Consider the following 17108-nt stretch of genomic DNA (forward strand, 5'->3'; position numbering starts at 1 on the left):
GAAATCTTTTTCAAAAGAGGAGGAATGACGATGGCATGTCGGAAGTTTGCAATCGCGATGGGCATGGTTCTGTACGCGACGGGTGCGATGGCACAGGATTTGCCGCCGCTCGCTATTCAACCGAACGCTGAACGCGTGACATTCGAGCATATCGACGCGCTGAACGCCTGTGACTGGAACAGGCTCATGGCTCAATATCCCGAAGAAGTGCTTTTCATATTGCCGAACGGAGTGTGGATCGAAGGCCGGAAAAACATAGGTGACGTTTTTGCCGGCTTCTGCAAGCCAAGAGAAGAGGGTGGCTTCAAGGGCGCAACGTTCATTGCGGAAAAGGTCAAAACGGTTGGTGACACCGTAAATGTGTCCTGGCGGGTGGAGGCGGACTATCTCGCTGAGCCCTACAAGGGAGCAGATGCATACGTCACCCGCGACGGATTGATGTACGCGCAGGTGACCACATTCGATCCCAACGACATGAAGTTCAAATAGGCGGAGTTGGAAAGGTCGTGGTCAAGGTCGTCCGCAGCACAATAGTCAACGCACCGATTGAAGCCGTGTGGGAGGTTCTGCGCGACTTCAACGGTCACGACCGCTGGCACCCGGCAGTTACAACAAGCCAGATCGAACGCGGCGGCAGCGCTGACAGGGTCGGCGCAGTCCGTCGCTTCAGACTGAAAGATGGGTCCGAGCTCAGGGAACAGCTCCTGACACTTTCAGATCTGGAACAGACCTACTCGTATTGCCTTCTGGATACGCCAATACCGCTCTTCAATTATGTCGCACATGTCCGCCTGTCCCCGGTGACCGATGACGACACGACGTTGTGGGAATGGCAAAGCCGCTTCGATGTCCCGGCAGGCCGCGACAGGGAACTCGCAGCGCTGGTCGGTGACGACATTTATGTGGCCGGGTTCAAGGCCGTTTCGGATTTCATGGGACTGGAGGCGTAACCAATGGTGACGATTACTACGGTCGATACACTGCAGGAGGCCGCCGCAAGCAGTGGTCAGGGGTCGTCACTCCTGGGCGGGGGAACCCTGCTCATGCGCGGTGTCAATTATGGCGACCAGGACGTGTCACGCATCGTTCGCCTCAGGCAACCTACACCTCTTGCAGGAATTTCATCGGAAGGCGAGCGCATCCGGCTGGGGGCCTTCGCAACCATGGCGACGATCATGAAATCCGGCGATACGGCGTTTCTGCATCCCGTCGCACGTGCCGTCGGAGGTCCGGCAATCCGAAACATGGCAACGGTCGGCGGCAACATTTTCGCTCCCCATCCATATGGAGATTTTGCAGTCGCCTTGTTGGTGCTGGATGCAAGGCTTCGCATGTCTGATGGCAGCGAGATGGATCTGGATCGCCTGCTCCCGGTTCGTGACACGGAAACCCGCCTTGTTGAATCCGTTTCCGCCTTGCGACCTGCCGGAGATGATTTCCGGTTTTTGAAAGTCACCCGGGTCAAGCCGAGAGGTGCGTCTGTTCTAAGCATTGCTGCCTGGTTGCCCAGGCGTGCAGGACGCGTCTCCGGTGCTCGCGTGGCTTTCGGCGCGATGGCACCCACACCGGTTAGGGTTCCGGAGGTGGAGGCAGCTCTGGAAGGCGTCAATCTCGATCAAAATGGCATTGAACGCGCGCTGCAGAGCGTCGCAAACAACCTGAACCCTCCCGACGACAGCCTGGCCTCCGGTTGGTATCGGAAGGCAGTTGCACCCGTGCATCTGGGACGCCTGCTTCTGGGGCAAGGAACACGATGATGGCCAAGACACCTGTTCAATTCTCACTCAATGGATCGTCTGCGGCAGTGTTCGTCGACGATGCCCAAAACCTGCTCGACGTTCTCAGGCGCGGTGTTGGAGATCTGACACCAAAATACGGCTGCGGTCAGGGTACCTGCGGATCCTGCACTGTGCTGATCGACGGTGAACCGCATTTGAGCTGTCTGACCCTGGCTGAAACCGTTGAAGGACGGTCCGTTGAAACGACGAACGGACTGGCCGCCGGGCCAAACCTTCATGCGCTTCAGGAAGCATTCATGGAAAACTTTGCTGCCCAGTGCGGATATTGCACACCCGGGATGCTGATGGCCGCCAAAGCCCTGCTTGACCGCACTCCCAGACCAAGCCGGGAGGAAGTCATCGAAGCGATTTCCGGCAACATCTGCAGATGCACGGGCTACGACCCCATAATCGACGCGATCATGGCTGCGAGCGGTCAAGCGACACGGAGGACGGGCTGATGTCTTCCGTGGAATTCCGCAAAGATCTCTTCAGGGAAGAGCGTGACGACAATCTCCAGGAAATCGGCAAGCCCACGCGCCGGCAGGATATTCTTGGCCACGTAACGGGCCGTTCGCCCTACTATGACGATCATCTCTTTGACGGTTTGCTGCACATGCGCTGTGTACGCTCACCACACCACCATGCCCGGATCAGATCGATCGATACCGGTGCTGCCGAACGCATGCCAGGCGTCATCCGGGTGATCCTTGCGCGGGATGTTCCCAACAATCTCAACACGTTGCTGTCGTTGATCAATTTCGGCAAGGATGAAGAGAAGCTTATTCAGGATACCAAGGTCGCCTATGTCGGCGAACCTGTTGCAGCCATCATCGCCGAAACCGACCGGCAGGCGCGTGACGCATGCGCTGCGGTGAAAGTGGACTATGAGGTTCTGCCACATGTCCTGGACCCGGAAGAGGCCCTTTCGCCTCAGGCACCGGTCGTCAATGAAGTCTATCCGAACAACACGTTCGACTATCATGATCTCTACGATCATCAAAAGCTTCGGTTTGGCGACGTCGACAAGGGCTTTGCCGAAGCAGATCATATTGTCGAGGGCGAATACCAGATGTCGCCGATCGAACAGGCACCGATTGAAACCTGTGGTGCAATCGCAGCACCCGAAACCAATGACCGCTACGTCTGTTATACCTCGACACAAGCACTTTTCTTCTCTCTGGGCACCACGGCCAAGTTGCTGGATATGCCGTCTTCACGGCTTCATTTCATAGGCGGAACAGTCGGCGGCGGCTTCGGCGGCAAGGTCGATAGCATTGTGGAGCCGCTCTCGGTTCTCGGCGCGGTCCTTGCCGGGCGCCCGGTGAAATTCATGTGGGATCGTACAGAGGAAATGCAGGTCGGAGCGCCACGCGGTGCCGAACGCTGGCGCATAAAGGACGGCGTTGCGCGCGATGGACGCATTCTGGCACGGGCCTTTACCGGTTTTTTTGACGCTGGTGCCTATACCCGGTTGTCTTCCTACGCGATCATCAAGTGTTCGGCCCATCTGCCTGGCCCCTACACAATCCCCAACGTCGCCGCGAATGTCTTTTGCGTTTTCACCAATCGCACGCCGGCAACCGCAATGCGTGGTTTCGGCATCACGGGCGTCGATTTTGCCATTGAGTGTCACATGGACAAGGTCGCAGAAGCCGTTGGACTGAACCCGATCGAACTGCGGATCCTGAATGCCTATCGGGACGGGGATATGAAGCCGCACCGACGCTTGGCAAAAAATACCGCGCTGATTGAATGTTGCCAGGTCGCCGCGCAAAAATCCGGTTGGAGCATTGGCGCCGAGGCAGCGCGTCAATCCTCTCTTCTGGGAGGCGGTGGCCCAAGGGCTGAAATTCCCGAAACGGTCACGGACATGGCCGGGCAGATAGGGGAGCGGAGGCGCTCGGTAATCCCGACTGCGCCAGGTGAAGGCGCGTCTGCCAGGGGGAACGTGCCGGCCGGAACACAGGGTATTCCAATCGTTGCCGCGGCCCCCCAGGACGAAGACATGATCATGGATCCGTCCCGCACCGGCTACAGAGGGCCTTCGTCCACGCCCACCAGGATACCTGAAGCCGCGATTGCGACCGATACGCGTCCTCAAGCAGCCGCGCCTGCTTCGCCACCACCTCCGGCAGCCCGCCCAGGTCCTGTCGCGCCATCCGGCAGCTCGCAAGTCCTGCAACCCGCCCTGCAACCCGCACTGTCGCCACCGGCACCGCAGGCGTCGCCCGAGCCGCCAGCCACGGCGCCGCAGCCGCCAGCTCCAGATGCTGCATCTCAGCCGTACAAACCCGAAAAACCCTTTTCCCGAGGTGTCAATCGGCCTGGCGTGTCCAGGTTCTTGTCCGGTTCAAGGAGGCGTTGATCATGACTGTCCACAAGGGGCGCGGCTTTGCCTGCATCAACTACCCGATAGGCATGAACCTTGGTGGTGACCCGAGTCAGGCGCTGGTTCATTCAACGCCGGATGGAAAGTTCATGGTGTCCTTGTCGTCCATTGATCTGGGGCAGGGCATGAAGTCGGTAACCCGCCAGATCGCGGCAGAAACGCTCGGGGTTCCAGTTGCCGACGTCTACGTCGATACCGCAGACAGCGATACTGGTCCGCATTGCATGGGATCGTTCGCATCCCGTGGAACACACAGGGTTGGAAACGCGGTCATTCGCGCGGCGACAGAAGCACGAAAGGCGTTGCTCGAGGCTGCGGCGGAAGAGCTCGAAGTCAATGCAGCAGACCTGGAAACAGACGGTCAGGGGAACATTCACGTAAAGGGTGCGCCAACACGGACAATCACAGTCGCCGACACGGCAATCGCGGCGCAGTTCAAGCAGGGCAGGACACTGTCGGGCAGAGGGATTTTCCTGATCCCGCCGTCGGACGTCGATCCGGATACCGGCGAGATGACGCCGGTTTCCTGCTTCGCCCATGCGGCTCTAGTCGTGGATCTGGAAGTGGATGACGAGACTGGCGAGGTCACCGTCAATGAAATCAATTCTGCGTATGAAGTTGGTCGAGCGCTAAACCCGCGCCTTGTCGAACAGCAGCTGATTGGTGGTGCCTGGATGGGGGTTTCGCATGCGCTCTATGAAACGACGGAGCCCTACTATCCCGACCGGAACCATGGGCCGGAAGACTTCAATGCCTATCTGATGCCCGGTCCCGGTGAGGTTGTTGATCACAACATCGCCGTGCTCGAACGGCCTGCCGAAGACGCGCCCTTTGGCGGCAAGGGTCCCGGCGAAATGTGCGCCAATCCTGTTCTTCCCGCAATAGCGAATGCGGTCTACAACGCTGTTGGCGTTCGCTGCGACACGCTGCCGATCACGCCGGAAAGAGTTCTGCGCGGATTGCTCGCGAATGGTGGCGCCAGGCCACAGGGAGTGCGCTGATCCATGCCGGTGAAGCCTTCCATCGTTGGAATTGATCGCCCTGATCGCTTGAGGGATGCGCTGATCGCTGCCCAGTATATTGCAGGCGATGAACTTTCGACCGCAGCGTATCTGGCGTTGGCGCTCGGCAAACCCCTGTTGCTCGAAGGCGCACCCGGCGTCGGCAAGACGGAGGCCGCCAAGGCCATTGCGTCAGTGCTTGGCCGTCGCCTTGTACGGCTGCAGTGCTTTGAAGGCATTGACGCCGCATCAGCACTTTATGAATGGAACTACACACGTCAAATGCTTGCCATTCGACAAGCCGGTGATGACTACATCAACATCTACGACGACCAGTTTCTGCTGCAAAGGCCCATGCTGGAAGCGCTTCGCTCTCCCGATGACTGCGTCCTGCTGATTGACGAGATTGATCGGTCCGACCAGGAATTCGAAGCGTTTCTGCTGGAGTTTCTTTCGGATTTCGCCATCTCCATTCCCGAAACGGGAACAGTGCGAGCCGTGCGGCCGCCTGTCGTGGTTCTGACTTCGAACCGGACACGAGATCTTCACGAAGCGCTGCGACGGCGCTGTGTCTATCATTGGATCGACTATCCGGACATCCATCTGGAATCGCGGATCGTGATGGCGCGGGCCAGCACCGTGGCGCAAGCCACTGCCGCCGCTGTTGCCGGGGCCGTTGCGAAACTCAGGACCGAGCCGCTTGCCAAACCGCCGGGTGTCGCCGAAACTGTGGAATGGGCCGAGGCCGCAACGTTGCTCCACGATCAGGGGGCGACCTGGCCGGAAGCGTTCCGACGTGCCATCGGTGTTGCGCTCAAGGACCATGACGATCTGGATTTTCTGGAAGGCCGTCTCGACAGTTTCATGCCGCAGGAGGCCGCATGACGCTTCCTGCCGCGATACGACCCTTTGTCGAGTTTCCCGCAATTCTTCGGGCACACGGTTTTCCCGTCGCTCCGGATCAGACAATGGGGTTTGTGGAAGCCGTCGGGCTGCTGGGGCCAAGGGACATGCGCGATATCCGAAGCGCTGCGATTGCCATGCTGTCGGTGCCGAGGGACCGGCAAACGGAATTCGATGCGCTTTTCAAGGCTTATTTCCTGGGTCAGGGACTTGCGGCGTCAATTGAAGACGATGACGAAGATGATGATGTCCAGGCTTACGAGCCGACAGGGGCCCAGGTGGATGTTGAAGAGGGGATGGAGGAAGACGAAACCGGCGACCTTGCGACCTCTGCTGAAATTCTGAGGCGACGGCAATTTGTACCCGCTGACGAAAGTGGTGCCCTCAGGCACCTCGCGCGCCGGGCGGAAAAGGACCTGCCGCGACGCCTGTCATACCGGCGCGCTTTTTCGCAACGCGGAAACCGGATTGATCTGCGGAAAGCTCTTAAACAGGCATTGCGACAGGATGGGGAAGTATTCGACTTGCCGGTTACCCGCAGAAAAACGAGACAGCGACGGATCCTGCTGCTGGTCGATGTATCCGGATCGATGACAGACCAGAGCGTCGCAACAATGCGGTTTGCACACAAGCTCACGCAAGCGGCCGAACGCGTGGAAACGTTCACTTTCGGAACGCGGTTGACGCGGGTCTCCCACTCCCTTCGGATCAAGAACACCGATCAGGCCCTGGAGAGTGTCGGGGCCACGGTCGCGGATTTTGACGGTGGAACGCGCATAGGTGATGCCCTTCAGGCCTTTCTTGCGGTTCCGCGTTTCGCCGGCCAGGCCCGAGGCGCTGCTGTCCTGATCCTGTCCGACGGTCTGGAACGCGGTGAGCCGGCGACGCTTGTCGAGGCCATCCGGAAACTGGCCCGTCTGTGCTGGCGACTGGACTGGCTCACCCCCCTTGCAGCCGATCCGGGATATGAGCCGCGAACCGAAGCGTTGTCGGCTTGCCTTCCGTTTCTCGACAGTCTCGTGCCGGGAGACAGGATCGAGGCTCTCTGCACACATGTTCTCAGTCTTTCGAGGCCCTCATGATCGACGCGCATCATCATATCTGGCGGCAAAAGGATCTTCCGTGGCTTCTCGGGCCCGAGCAGCCACGGATTTTCGGTCCTTATGCCTCAATAAAACGTGATTACCTCATTGATGAGTTTCGAGAGGATCTCGGGGAAACCGGGATCATCAAGTCCGTTTATGTGCAGGCAAACTGGGCTCCGAACTGGTTCGAAGATGAAGTTGCGTGGGTGCAATCGGTTGCTGACACGTCGGGTTGGCCTCATGGCATTGTCGGCTTTGCCGATTTCACCAGCGAAGATGTCAGGCCGCAGCTCGACAGGCTGAAACGCTACCCGCTCATGCGTGGGCTGCGTCAGCAGTTTCACTGGCACGAAAACCCGCTTTACAGATTTGCAGCCAGACCTGACCTGCCTGCCGATCCGCTTGTTCGCAAGAATATCGCTTACCTGGCCGAGTATGGCTGGAGTTTTGATTTGCAGGTGTTTCCTTCACAAATGGAATATGCCGCGGAGCTGGCTCGAAGCTGTCCGGACGTGCAATTTGTGCTTATGCATGCCGGCATGCTGGAAGACACCAGTGCCGACGGCGTCAAACTTTGGCGCAAGGGCATGCGCCGTTTGGCTGAATGCAACAACGTTGCGACCAAGCTGTCTGCTTTCGGAACCTTCATTCATAGGAATGATCCCGAGTTTGTCGCCTTCATGATCAAGCAGACCGTCAGCCTTTTCGGTGCAGACAGGTGCATGTTCGGTTCCAATTTCCCGATCGAAAAACTCTGGACGACCTACGCTGAACTCTTTGGCGCCTTTCAGGAGGGGGCAAAGGGTCTGACCAAGGTGAAAAGGCAGTCAATTTTCAACGATACGGCTGAGCGGATCTATCGGCTATAGCCGATGCTCTGTCGCAGCTCATTCTTTCCATGGGAGTAAAACAAATGGCCCTTACCATACACGTTCTGGACTATGGCGACATTGAACTTGAGACATCTTTTCTTGTGCTCGGTCATGAATGCGGCCGGATCCGCCGCGTACCCGTCTACGGGTTCCTGATCCTCGGTGGCACGCATCCCGTTCTCGTCGATACTGGGTACCGGGACAACGCGATCATGGAAAGTCTCGGGATGCGGGGACTGCAGTTCCACGACAACATGATCGAGAACCAGCTTGCCAAACATGGTCTGAAGCTCGGCGATATTCGTTACATCCTGCACACGCATCTTCACATCGATCACGCAGGCAAGGACGACAAGTTCCCGATGAATACGACCGTGGTCCTGAACCGCAGGGAGATGGAGTTTTCCGTGTCCGGGATCATGTACCCGCAATATCCGAAACCCGACATCATGCATCTGGTGGAGCGGATCTATGAACCCGAAGCCATGCGTTTCCTGGATCTTGAGATTACCGGCGCGGAAGAAATCATTCCGGGCGTGTGGTGTGAAGCGGCCGGCGCACATACTGAAGGGTCGATGAATGTGATCGTGGAAACGGCGGAGGGCCTTGCCTGCATCTGCGGTGACGTCATTTACGATTTCAACGATCAGATCGTGAACCACGTCCACACCAACAATTGGATGGAACCGCGCGTGACGGGGAACCATTCCGGCTCGAAACGGGAAGAAAAGGGCGCGATCAAGAAGCTTTTGAACAATTACACGTTCCTGCTTCCTGTTCATGACCGGCCGGCAAAAATCCAGAACCAGCAAGTGGTTGGCAGGCTTGCCATGACCGTTCCCGGTCCGATGTCCGAAACGGTGCCCGAGCGGCAGTGGTTCCCGATGTAACTTGATGTATTCCGGGAAGTTTTTGCTTCCCGCTTGACGAAAGACTGGGAGGGATCCGTGGGCCATACAGTTGTTGACCCGAAATTTACAGACCTGGTGGACGAGCATGCTGCCGTTGAGCGTATCGGCACCGGTTTCGTCTTCACTGAAGGTCCGATCTGGCATCCGGTAGACCAGTATCTGCTGTTCTCCGATATGCCCGGCGATGTTCGGCGCAAATGGACCCGGCAATCCGGCGTAACGGAACAGCTTCGCCCGTCGAACAAAGGCAACGGCATGACTTATGACGCGGAGCTCAATCTCCTCGTCTGTGAACATGCAACGAGTTCGGTCGCCCGCTTTCGCCCGGACGGATCGCGGGAACTTCTTGCATCCCACTTCGAGGGGCAGGAACTCAATTCGCCGAACGACATTGTCGTCAAATCCGACGGGGCGATCTATTTCACGGATCCGACCTACGGGCGTTTGGAACACTTTGGTGTGCCTCGCCCGCTTCAACTGGGGTTCCAGGGTGTCTACATGCTTCCGCCGGACCACAAACCCGGCGATGAAGCCGTGCTTGTCTCCGACCGCTACATGTTCACACAGCCCAATGGACTGTGTTTTTCACCGTGTGAACGCTGGATGTGGGTCAATGATACCGAGCAGGCGAACATTCGCATGTTCGATGTTGGTGGAGACGGCAGACTGAAAAACAGCCGGATGTTTGCCTCAGGCATCAAGGACAGCGTCAAGGCGGGCGTGCCGGACGGCATGAAGGCCGATGCCAACGGCAACGTCTGGGTCACCGCACCCGGTGGCGTTTGGGTCTATTCCTTCGAGGGGATGCTGATTGGCAAGATCGAAGTACCCGAGATGGTGGCCAACCTTCACTGGGGTGGTGAAGACTGGCAAACCCTCTTCATGTGCGCATGCACCTCTGTCTACACGATAAAGACCAAAATCCGGCCGCGGTCCGAACCCTTCATGTCGCCGAAAACGGTCCAAAGTTCTTCACTCGAACAGGCGGCAAACGTCGGTTCTTCCGTGAATGCGTCCTCCAAGGGGCTGCAGATTGCCGCTTGCCCCGTTCTTGACCCGAAGAAAACGGCACTGCTCATTCAGGATCTTCAGAACGATGTCATGATGGACGGTGGTGCGTTTGCCGAAACCGGGTCGCCGCAGCACGCTCGTGACCAGAATGTGGTGTCCAACGCCATTGCGCTTGCGGAAGCCGCGCGCCGAAACGGCATGCCCGTCATCCATATATGGATGGTCTGTGAACCGGGGCATCCGCTGCTCTCCCAGCATGCTCCTCTCTTTCAGGGATTGAAAGGGGAGAATGCCCTTGTCCGGGGTACGTGGGGTGTTGCCCCTGTGCCGGGGCTTGAGCCGCGGCCGGAAGATCTCGTGTGTGAAAAGATGTCGATGAGCGGTTGGGAGACGTCGCGCCTTGAAAGCTACCTCAACCACGCAGGCATCGACACGATCATCAACACTGGTTCCTGGACCAACATGAGCGTTGAACACACGGCCCGCACGGCTGCGGACAAAGGGTTCCAGGTCATCGTTCCGGAAGATGCCTGTTCAACCATGAATGCGGACTGGCACCGGGCTTCGATTAATTTTGGCATGCAGAACGTCGCAAATGTCACCGATACGGCATCCGTCATTGCAGCCTTGCGCTAGACCGGGAGGCAACGCACCACGATATCGCGGCAGCCACCGGGTTCTTTGTGACTGAGGATTTCAGCCAGATTGAATTTGCACGAGCGCAGATCGATCTGAAGCGCCGAAACTCCTGACCGGTTCAATTGTACCAGGTTCGCCTGGGGCCCCAAATTGACGATGCCGACCTAAAGATGGGACAGGACGTTGAGAAGCTTTCCGGCAGGGTCGTTCACGTAGAAACGCCGGACACCCCAAGGTTCGTTTGTCAATTCGTACTCGATTTTGTGACCAAGTTCTTTCGCACGGCGATAGACCTCGTCAACGTCATCGACTTCGATGGACGCGTCGGGAACAGGCGTCCCTGAGCCACCCTCGGAAGCAATACTGACTTGAACCCTGGCGGTCGCATCTGAAGCCATGGTAGCAATCCAGCCCTGATCCATGATCGTTTCAAGATCAAAAAGTTCGGCATAGAATTCTCGAACTTCATCGACTGAACTTGTCGCGATGTCGAACACGATGCGCTTGACGGTCATGCAATATCCTCCGCTGCGAAAGCAGGATATCAACAGAACCGCTCAATGTCAGTTTCGACTGCATCCCGGACGGCTGTGTGCCGCGTAACAAATGCCCCGTTCCGGAAGCTGCTCGGAACGGTTGCACAGCCGTGTTTTGAGCGGAAACTGCAAGGCGTTCACCGAGCTCATCAAATGCACAAGGGGCGAGCGGAAGGGATCATCAAGTCAGGGCGGTTTTTGAAAACCCGAATCCGGTTGTTCTCGCGTGAAGAAGTCCGGAACAAGCCCAACGGGAACGGGAGACTTGGAGAACGTCTTCTTCCGGGCATGGAGCGCATGTGCGCTCACGCTCGCGCTCGTCTTGACCTTCCTGCACCAAGATTTGGGAAGAAGGCGTCTACAAATATTGGGGGGCATTCAAATACTTCACCGACATGGCTCCCTCCACCGCTGGTCTCATGCCCCTCGCCAGTTCGCAGCATGTTTTCAACCAGGAAAGTACAGCAGTGGGTGCTGTTGGACACCGAGAGGAAAAGGAAAGCAGATTTGCCCTGTTCTGTGTATAAATATCTGACTTATTGGATCTTTTAACTTCTGAATGCCTGTCTGTTCGTTGGGAGTTCAGTTGACCTTCCGCTAGACGGTACAAAAAAGCCTGCCATCACGGCAGGCCAGGTTTGTTGATCCGTTTTCAAAGTTCAGGCTTGTCCTGCATCGCGCCTCGTTTGCGGCGAGTTCTGACAATACCGAGTAAACCCAGACCCCCCACAAGCATTGGCAAAGCGGCAGGCAATGGTACAGCGACGGGTGGGTCAATAATCGGACCACCATTCAAAGCGGCCGCTGCAAAAGTGAATGCTTCAACATCGCCAAGTCTGGTCAAAAAGAAGGAACTCACGGAACCGCCATCAGCAATACCGTAGTCAGACAGGTCATACAGGAACGCTATCATGCCACCGCCGGTCGAAATGCCGTTCCGGCCTTGAAATGGTGTGGGTCCACCTGTCGGTCCCGGAAACTCGGTCGCAACGCCAAGGTTAAACACGAAACTTGGCACAAACAGAGCCAGGTCGTCGCCAGAGCCGTTCACCAGTGTATTGTCGGTAAAGCTCAGTTCCGCTACACGTGGGATGCTTCCCGGAGGCTCTTGCAAGTTAATGCCTGTCGCAAAATTACCACCGATAACACCGGTCGGATCAAAAGTTCCCTGAACCGCATTTGACACATCGACAAAAGCGGTATCGTCGAATGTGAGACCTGCGAATGTGACTGGCGCAGCTTGAGCACTGGTAATCCACCCGAGAGCAGCGCACGCGCCGATAAGAAATTTTTTCATTTCAAACCTCCAAACCACAAACCCAGACGACCATTGGAATGGTGCAGCTGCTGCCGAGGAAACCATCGCACCTGGTCCGAATATGTAGTTCTTGATTCTCTAGATCTCTCTCCCTGTTAGTTGGCAGAAAGAATTGACATGGTTGCTCCTCAGCAAAGCGAGATCGAACAACCGGCAATCAACTACGGAATTTTTGCCGGAGGGGAGTGGTTTTCAACTTTCTTAGAAACTGTTGCCGCTTTTGTTATGAACGCGGCAAACAATACCGATCAACCACTCAGTATCGCTTGTCGTAAGACTAACAGTTAATTTTTTGGTAAAACCGACAATAAGACCTCATTTTCCGCCAAATCATGCCCGGTTGTTGTTATTGGCGAATTTCAGGACGCCGAATTGCTGGATATTACGGGTTCAATGCAAGTTTTCACCGATGCGAAAACTTGTGGAGGTGAAGATTACGACATCGCATTTGCGCTTGCGACGGGCGGGGTTACCCGACTTCGAAGGACGCGTGGTCTGCACACCAGCACAAAAAAAGCCCGCCAAAACGGCGGGCCAAGTTTGCTAATCCGTGTTTACAGATCAGGCTTCTGTTGAACTGCGTTTGCGGCGCGCGGCATACCCCAGCAACCCAAGCCCGCCAATCAGAAGCGGAAGGGCAGCCGGTACGGGAACCGGCGTGACGCTATACTCAACGAGATAGGCACGAACATTCGCGTTGTTTGGTATGTCGTTCCAGCGACCAGTGGCGCTGTCTTCCCACCAGGCCACAACATAGTCCTCACCACCTGAGTTGTTCGGTTCGCCCGGCTTCCAGTTGGTATACGCCAAAGGATTTCCACCTTCAGGCCCGTCCAGCCATTCGAACGAACCTTCTGTGTTGCGGTCCGTCGCGCCAATCAGGAAGAAGCTGTAGTCCAGGAACTGGCCCGTCACGCTGCCTGCACCAGGCCAGTGCGAATTGAGAAATGTCTGTTCGGCTGCAGACGTTATCGTCGCAAGATAGCCACCCAGCCCCATGAAGGAAGATGACCCGGCAAGCGCTTCTGCCTGTGTTGCCATCAATGACGGGTCTCCGGACCCGAGCACAACAAATTCATACCAGTGATCGTTGCCTCCGGATCCGGCAGACCATTGGAATGGTGCAGCTGCAGCCGAGGAAATCATTGCAAGGCTTGCAGCTGCAGTTAGTAGTATTCTTTTCATGAGATTTCCTCAATACTATACTTAAAAAAACTTCAATACTTCAGAAATAGACTAACAGTTAATTTTTTGGCATAACCGACAATATGCCCTCATTTTCCGCCAAATCGCGCCCGGTTGTTGTAATTGTCGTCTTTCCAGACGCCAAACTGCTGGATATCACCGGTCCAATGCAGGTTTTCGCCGATGCAAAAGTATGTGGAGGTGAAGACTACGAGATCGTGCTTGTGTCTGCGGAAGGCGGAGTTCAGCTGATGGACACGGGGGTTGAAATCAGCACGGAACCCATGGAGCGATGGCGCGACAGAAAGCTCCATACTCTCCTGATTTCGGGCGGCTGGGGTGCGAGAGCGGCAGCGCAAGATCCGAAACTTCTGGAAGATACGGTTCTTCTGGCCGATCAATCCGAGCGCATAGGCTCTGTTTGCACAGGCGCGTTCGTTCTCGCGGCAAGTGGTCTGCTGGATGGCCATCGCGCGGTAACACATTGGTATTCCTGCGACGATCTTGCCTGTCAGCATCCGAAGGTGAAGGTAGAGCCGGACCGCATGTTCGTGAAAGATGGAAATGTATGGACTTCGGCAGGAGTGACCGCGGGCATCGATATGGCTCTTGCCATGGTGGCAGAAGACTCGGGGAGAAAAGTTGCCGTTCGTCTCGCACAAACACTGGTCGTGTATATGATCCGCCCCGGTGGCCAGACTCAGTTCAGCTCCGCTCTTCTCGGTCAAATCAATGATGCCAGCGGTCGGTTCGATGCGCTTCACACCTGGATCGGGGAAAATTTGAAAGGAGATTTGCGCGTAGACCGGTTGGCTGAGCAAGCAGGAATGAGTGAACGCAATTTCACCAGGGTCTATCGGGCAACCACCGGTCGAACGCCTGCCAAAACCATCGAACTGTTTCGCGTTGCAGCAGCGCGCGACCTGCTCGAAGACACCGCTCTTCCTGTCGCGACGATTGCGCAACGAACCGGTTTCGAGGACGACGAACGCTTGCGACGTGCCATGCAACGTGTCCTCGGAATCTCGCCGAAAGAATACAGAAACCGTTTTGGATTTGGCAAAAGTTGAATTTTTGTTGTCTCTTAGGTACGGCAAATTTGCGCGCCGTTACACTACCTGCAATAGTCTTACATGAAGACGGCAGGCATCACCTGAAACTGAACAATATGGCAGTTTATGGCGGTCTTGCAGGGCAGACTTGCAGAAAATGGTGCTTGGAATGGTGTATTGACCTTCCGAATTACTGTCGCGAAAGGGGTGTTGGACACCAAATATTCATTACCATTCAATGTCTTAGGGGGTAACTTGACGCAGTGCCTGCAAAATGGTGCTGCCGGAGAGATTTGAACTCTCGACCTCTCCCTTACCAAGGGAGTGCTCTACCCCTGAGCTACGGCAGCATATGAAGGCGCCTTGAAGAGCCCCGCGTTGCCGGAAATGGCAAAAAGCCCGGGCATTGAGACGCGAATGCTGTTCCCGACCAGCGGTGCCGCCCGGAATGAGGGGGCTTGTGCCATAAGAGCCTGCTGGAGGCAAGCCGTCATTTGGATTTTTTTTGGCAAGGGTCGCCTGGGAAATTGTGGCGCGAATCTCAAATGCAATTTCGTTCTGAATCCCGGCTGAAAAACAGTGTAAAACCTGCTTGTGGATATAGTCTGTAAAGAGGCGTTTTCGGGGTGTATTCAACAGGCTGTCGCATCTTGTTTGCAACCGGGAAGAAGCGCAAGCGGGACGATATTGAACCGGCGTGCTGCTTCATGCCGCAAGTTCAGGCCGACTTTCCCCGGCGCCTGCCTGTTGATAGAAGACGAGGGACCAGAAAGGACGTTCACAACGCCCATGAGTGAAAAAGATCAAAAAGGCCAATCGGTTGACGATAGCGGCGCAAACTCCTCGCAAGACAGTGATGTCTCCAAGGCAAAGCCTGGCTCACCTTCACGGGACGATCGACTTGCCGAGGCCCTGAGAGCAAATCTGCGCCGCCGCAAAAGTGCAGCCAGGGCCCGCAAGCAGGACTGAAGTGCTGGAGATCGGGATCGGGAGCTTGTGAGCTGTCACGAAAACGCCCGATGTCCGGCCAATCGCCGCCTTGCATGGGTCACAACTTGTGTGTAGACCGCAGGTTTGGTGAGAGATTGTTCTAAGGGAAGGCCGCTTGGGGAAAGCGGCCGGGTTCGGGGTTCATATGGATAGCATCAAGGTCGTCGGCGGCGCGGAGCTGAACGGTATCATCCCGATTTCCGGGGCAAAGAATGCGGCATTGCCGCTCATGATCGCTTCGCTTCTGACAGACGAAACCCTGACGCTTTCAAATGTACCGCGATTGCGCGATGTCGCGCAGTTGATGCAGATTCTTTCCAACCACGGCGTCGACTATTCTGTCAACGGCAAGCGCAGCGGTCAGGACGACCTGGCAGGCCAGACGCTTAACCTGACCGCCCGTGAAATTGTCGACACGACGGCCCCTTACGAACTGGTCTCCAAGATGCGGGCCAGCTTCTGGGTTATCGGCCCGCTGGTTGCGCGCATGCACGAGGCGCGTGTTTCGCTTCCCGGTGGTTGTGCAATCGGAACGCGCCCGGTCGATTTCTTTATCGACGGACTGGCGGCGCTCGGTGCCGAGATCGAGATCGAGGGTGGTTATGTTGTGGTCAGGGCACCAGGTGGCCTGAAGGGAGCGCGTGTCGAGTTTCCCAAGGTTTCCGTGGGTGCAACGCACACCGTCATGATGGCGGCGACCCTCGCACACGGTGAGACGGAAATCGTCAATGCCGCGCGCGAACCGGAAGTTGTCGATCTGGCCCGTTGCCTGAAGGCCATGGGCGCCAGGATTGAGGGGGAGGGGACATCGACCATCCGGATCCAGGGGGTTCCGCGTCTTCACGGTGCTCACCATGCCGTTGTTCCTGACCGGATCGAGACGGGAACCTACGCCATGGCGGTGGCCATGACAGGCGGTGATGTGCTTCTTCAGGGCGCTCGCACGGATTTGTTGGAGGCAGCTTTGGACACGCTGCGCCAGACCGGAGCCGACATCACCCAGACACCGGATGGCATCAAGGTCCATCGCAATGGCAACGGTATTCAGCCGGTCGATGTCACCACGGAACCTTTCCCGGGCTTCCCGACCGATCTGCAAGCCCAGTTCATGGCGCTGATGACCAAGGCAGGCGGCACCAGCCAGATCACCGAAACCATTTTTGAAAACCGTTTCATGCATGTCCAGGAACTTGCCCGTCTCGGCGCCCAGATCCAGGTCGACGGCCGCACTGCGACGGTCGACGGCGTGTCAACATTGCGCGGCGCACCCGTCATGGCAACCGATCTCAGGGCTTCCGTTTCGCTCGTGATTGCAGGACTGGCAGCCGAGGGCGAAACAACCGTCAACAGGGTCTACCATCTCGATCGTGGTTTTGAGCGCCTGGAAGACAAGCTCACCCGCTGTGGCGCGCAGATCGAGCGGATTTCCGGTTAA

Annotated in this window: 16 protein-coding genes, 1 tRNA gene and 1 pseudogene; 14 read left to right on the forward strand and 4 right to left on the reverse strand. The window is 56.7% G+C overall.

Annotation, left to right across the window (positions count from 1 at the left end; translation table 11 throughout):
• The first annotated feature begins 30 nt into the window (after positions 1 to 30).
• From LA5095_RS02715 to LA5095_RS02765, 11 genes and pseudogenes are all read left to right on the forward strand, one after another.
• The gene (locus LA5095_RS02715; protein WP_104703343.1) at positions 31 to 489 is read left to right on the forward strand and encodes a nuclear transport factor 2 family protein; all 459 of its coding nucleotides are present in this window, start codon (positions 31 to 33) and stop codon (positions 487 to 489) included.
• A 17-nt stretch (positions 490 to 506) separates the two neighbouring features.
• Positions 507 to 950 carry an SRPBCC family protein gene (locus LA5095_RS02720; RefSeq protein WP_055111701.1) on the forward strand — a complete coding sequence of 148 codons (444 nt, stop codon included), beginning with the start codon at positions 507 to 509 and terminating at the stop codon, positions 948 to 950.
• A gap of 3 nt (positions 951 to 953) precedes the next feature.
• Entirely contained in the window at positions 954 to 1757 is an 804-nt protein-coding gene (locus LA5095_RS02725) for an FAD binding domain-containing protein (RefSeq protein WP_055111703.1), read from the forward strand.
• Positions 1757 to 2239 carry a (2Fe-2S)-binding protein gene (locus tag LA5095_RS02730; protein ID WP_055111705.1) on the forward strand — a complete coding sequence of 161 codons (483 nt, stop codon included), beginning with the start codon at positions 1757 to 1759 and terminating at the stop codon, positions 2237 to 2239. The genes LA5095_RS02725 and LA5095_RS02730 overlap by 1 nt, the downstream gene beginning before the upstream one ends.
• Positions 2239 to 3657, forward strand: a pseudogene (locus LA5095_RS02735) (xanthine dehydrogenase family protein molybdopterin-binding subunit); the annotation flags it as partial. The gene LA5095_RS02730 and the pseudogene LA5095_RS02735, both read left to right, overlap by 1 nt.
• Before the next feature lie 491 nt (positions 3658 to 4148).
• Positions 4149 to 5171 (forward strand): xanthine dehydrogenase family protein molybdopterin-binding subunit, encoded by a 1023-nt coding sequence (locus tag LA5095_RS02740; RefSeq protein WP_055111708.1) that lies wholly within the window; start codon positions 4149 to 4151, stop codon positions 5169 to 5171.
• A gap of 3 nt (positions 5172 to 5174) precedes the next feature.
• The gene (locus LA5095_RS02745) at positions 5175 to 6056 is read left to right on the forward strand and encodes an AAA family ATPase (protein WP_055111710.1); all 882 of its coding nucleotides are present in this window, start codon (positions 5175 to 5177) and stop codon (positions 6054 to 6056) included.
• Complete coding sequence (locus LA5095_RS02750) at positions 6053 to 7156, forward strand: vWA domain-containing protein (RefSeq protein WP_055111711.1); 1104 nt, start codon at positions 6053 to 6055, stop codon at positions 7154 to 7156. Before LA5095_RS02745 ends, LA5095_RS02750 begins: the two co-directional genes overlap by 4 nt.
• Positions 7153 to 8028: an amidohydrolase family protein gene (locus tag LA5095_RS02755; protein WP_055111713.1), complete on the forward strand. Its 876-nt coding sequence runs from the start codon at positions 7153 to 7155 to the stop codon at positions 8026 to 8028. The genes LA5095_RS02750 and LA5095_RS02755 overlap by 4 nt, the downstream gene beginning before the upstream one ends.
• A gap of 44 nt (positions 8029 to 8072) precedes the next feature.
• Entirely contained in the window at positions 8073 to 8921 is an 849-nt protein-coding gene (locus LA5095_RS02760) for an N-acyl homoserine lactonase family protein (RefSeq protein WP_055111715.1), read from the forward strand.
• Positions 8922 to 8978: 57 nt separating this feature from the next.
• Positions 8979 to 10589 carry an isochorismatase family protein gene (locus LA5095_RS02765; protein WP_055111717.1) on the forward strand — a complete coding sequence of 537 codons (1611 nt, stop codon included), beginning with the start codon at positions 8979 to 8981 and terminating at the stop codon, positions 10587 to 10589.
• A gap of 167 nt (positions 10590 to 10756) precedes the next feature.
• Here LA5095_RS02765 and LA5095_RS02770 read toward each other — a convergent pair whose 3' ends face one another.
• From LA5095_RS02770 to LA5095_RS02780, 3 genes are all read right to left on the reverse strand, one after another.
• Complete coding sequence (locus LA5095_RS02770) at positions 10757 to 11107, reverse strand: VOC family protein (RefSeq protein ID WP_055111719.1); 351 nt, start codon at positions 11105 to 11107, stop codon at positions 10757 to 10759.
• A gap of 673 nt (positions 11108 to 11780) precedes the next feature.
• A complete protein-coding gene (locus LA5095_RS02775) occupies positions 11781 to 12425 on the reverse strand; it encodes a hypothetical protein (RefSeq protein WP_055111721.1) in 645 nt (214 codons plus the stop codon).
• Between the two features lie 582 nt (positions 12426 to 13007).
• The gene (locus tag LA5095_RS02780) at positions 13008 to 13631 is read right to left on the reverse strand and encodes a lectin-like protein (RefSeq protein WP_082442741.1); all 624 of its coding nucleotides are present in this window, start codon (positions 13629 to 13631) and stop codon (positions 13008 to 13010) included.
• An 83-nt stretch (positions 13632 to 13714) separates the two neighbouring features.
• Here LA5095_RS02780 and LA5095_RS02785 point away from each other — a divergent pair, with 83 nt between their 5' ends.
• On the forward strand, positions 13715 to 14701 hold the full coding sequence (locus tag LA5095_RS02785) for a GlxA family transcriptional regulator (protein ID WP_055111725.1): 987 nt from the start codon (positions 13715 to 13717) through the stop codon (positions 14699 to 14701).
• 257 nt (positions 14702 to 14958) lie between these two features.
• Here the strand turns inward: LA5095_RS02785 and LA5095_RS02790 are convergent.
• Positions 14959 to 15033: transfer RNA gene (locus LA5095_RS02790), tRNA-Thr, on the reverse strand.
• A gap of 439 nt (positions 15034 to 15472) precedes the next feature.
• Between LA5095_RS02790 and LA5095_RS02795 the strand changes: the two genes are divergently transcribed.
• The gene (locus LA5095_RS02795) at positions 15473 to 15652 is read left to right on the forward strand and encodes a hypothetical protein (protein WP_055111727.1); all 180 of its coding nucleotides are present in this window, start codon (positions 15473 to 15475) and stop codon (positions 15650 to 15652) included.
• Between the two features lie 166 nt (positions 15653 to 15818).
• Positions 15819 to 17108, forward strand: coding sequence for a UDP-N-acetylglucosamine 1-carboxyvinyltransferase (murA, locus tag LA5095_RS02800; RefSeq protein ID WP_055111729.1), 1290 nt, complete (start codon positions 15819 to 15821; stop codon positions 17106 to 17108).

It is taken from the genome of Roseibium album (genome assembly GCF_001404515.1).
Lineage (GTDB): Bacteria > Pseudomonadota > Alphaproteobacteria > Rhizobiales > Stappiaceae > Roseibium > Roseibium album.

Coding starts and splice junctions, on each gene's coding strand:
- LA5095_RS02760 (WP_055111715.1), top strand. CDS start 8,073: ATGGCCCTTACCATACACGTTCTGGACTATGGCGACATTGAACTTGAG.
- murA (WP_055111729.1), top strand. CDS start 15,819: ATGGATAGCATCAAGGTCGTCGGCGGCGCGGAGCTGAACGGTATCATC.
- LA5095_RS02785 (WP_055111725.1), top strand. CDS start 13,715: ATGCCCTCATTTTCCGCCAAATCGCGCCCGGTTGTTGTAATTGTCGTC.
- LA5095_RS02740 (WP_055111708.1), top strand. CDS start 4,149: ATGACTGTCCACAAGGGGCGCGGCTTTGCCTGCATCAACTACCCGATA.
- LA5095_RS02750 (WP_055111711.1), top strand. CDS start 6,053: ATGACGCTTCCTGCCGCGATACGACCCTTTGTCGAGTTTCCCGCAATT.
- LA5095_RS02795 (WP_055111727.1), top strand. CDS start 15,473: ATGAGTGAAAAAGATCAAAAAGGCCAATCGGTTGACGATAGCGGCGCA.
- LA5095_RS02715 (WP_104703343.1), top strand. CDS start 31: ATGGCATGTCGGAAGTTTGCAATCGCGATGGGCATGGTTCTGTACGCG.
- LA5095_RS02775 (WP_055111721.1), bottom strand. CDS start 12,425: ATGAAAAAATTTCTTATCGGCGCGTGCGCTGCTCTCGGGTGGATTACC.
- LA5095_RS02725 (WP_055111703.1), top strand. CDS start 954: ATGGTGACGATTACTACGGTCGATACACTGCAGGAGGCCGCCGCAAGC.
- LA5095_RS02745 (WP_055111710.1), top strand. CDS start 5,175: ATGCCGGTGAAGCCTTCCATCGTTGGAATTGATCGCCCTGATCGCTTG.
- LA5095_RS02755 (WP_055111713.1), top strand. CDS start 7,153: ATGATCGACGCGCATCATCATATCTGGCGGCAAAAGGATCTTCCGTGG.
- LA5095_RS02730 (WP_055111705.1), top strand. CDS start 1,757: ATGGCCAAGACACCTGTTCAATTCTCACTCAATGGATCGTCTGCGGCA.
- LA5095_RS02770 (WP_055111719.1), bottom strand. CDS start 11,107: ATGACCGTCAAGCGCATCGTGTTCGACATCGCGACAAGTTCAGTCGAT.
- LA5095_RS02780 (WP_082442741.1), bottom strand. CDS start 13,631: ATGAAAAGAATACTACTAACTGCAGCTGCAAGCCTTGCAATGATTTCC.